Source organism: Streptomyces sp. CNH287 (assembly GCF_000424825.1).
In genome coordinates, this window is the sequence record NZ_AUKQ01000051.1 from 1 (window position 1) to 1,338 (window position 1,338).

The window sequence follows — 1,338 nt, forward strand, 5'->3', positions numbered from 1 at the left end:
TGAACCGTTCCGGGTTCGGTAGAGACTTCAGTTTGTGGTTGTGACCTGGGGTTTCGTGGCCATGAAGTAGTAGTTGGTCTCGTACTCGGCGGGTGGGATGTGCCCTATTTCACCGTGGAGTCGGCGGTGGCAGTACCAGTCGACCCATTCCGCGGTGGCCAGCTCAACCTGGGAGAGCGTCCTCCAGGGTCGCCCGGGTTTGATCAGCTCGGTCTTGAACAGGCCGATCGTGGACTCCATGAGGGCGTTGTCGTAGGCGTCGCCGACGGAGCCGATCGAGGCCGCGATGCCGGCGGCGTCCAGGTGCTCGGCGAGTCGGAAACTCGTGTATTGCGAACCGGCATCGGAGTGATGTATCAACTCGCCCCGCTGATGCGGCTGTTCGTCGCGGTCACGTTGCCACAGGGCCATGTCCAGCGCGTCCAGGACGAGCCGTGTCTCCTTCGACAGGGCGGCGGACCAGCCGACGATCCGGCGGGAGAAGGTGTCCACGACGAAGGCGACGTAGACCACTCCCGACCAGGTGCTGACGTGAGTGAAGTCGGCGACCCAGCAGCGGTTGGGGGCCGGCGCGACGAAGTTGCGGTCCAGCAGGTCCGGCGCCCGCTCGACGCTGCCGTCCGGGATCGTGGTGATGATCTTCTTCCCCCGGACGGCACCGGCGACACCCAACTCGCGCATCAGGCGTTCGACGGTGCACCGGGCCACGAGGTGACCCTGGCGGTGCAGCTCACGCCAGACCTTCCTGGCCCCGTAGACACGGTAGTTGACCTCGAAGATCTGCTGGATGAGCGGCTTCAGCTCCGCATCACGGACGGTGCGGGCCGCCGGGGCCTGGAGGCGTTTGTGGTGGGCGTAGTAGGTGGAAGGGGCGATCTTGCAGTCGTGCTCGGTGAGCACGCGGCAGATCGGCTCGACACCGCCGAAGCGGGCCCGGTGCTCGTCGATGAACGCTACGAGCGTGTGTGTGGCCGGTCGAGCTCGGCCGCGAAGAAACTCGCCGCAGCCTTCAAGATGTCGTTCGCCCGCTTCAGCTCGGCGATCTCCTTCTTCATCGCCTTGATCTGCGCGGACTCCTCCGTGGTCGTCCCCGGCCGTTGCCCGGAGTCGACCTCGTCCCGCTTCACCCAGTTCCGCAGGGTCTCGGCCGAACCGATCCCGAGCTTCTGGGCGACCGCCCTCAAGGCGGCCGACTCGTTCGGATAGTCACCACGGACCTCGGCGACCATACGGACCGCTCGTTTGCGCAGCTCAGAGGGATAGGAGGAAGGGCGTGCCATGACTCAATCCTTTCACGGAATCGAGTCTCCACCGAACCCGGAACGGTTCAGGCGCATG

At 65.4% G+C, this 1,338-nt stretch carries 1 protein-coding gene; it reads right to left on the minus strand.

All coding sequences use genetic code 11. The features are described 5' to 3' along the window. Positions 1-27: 27 nt before the first annotated feature. A protein-coding gene (locus H299_RS0123690; protein ID WP_486587400.1) for an IS3 family transposase occupies positions 28-1,280 on the minus strand; the annotation gives its coding sequence in 2 pieces (ribosomal slippage) (positions 28-998 and positions 998-1,280; 1,254 coding nt in all). Positions 1,281-1,338: the final 58 nt, after the last annotated feature.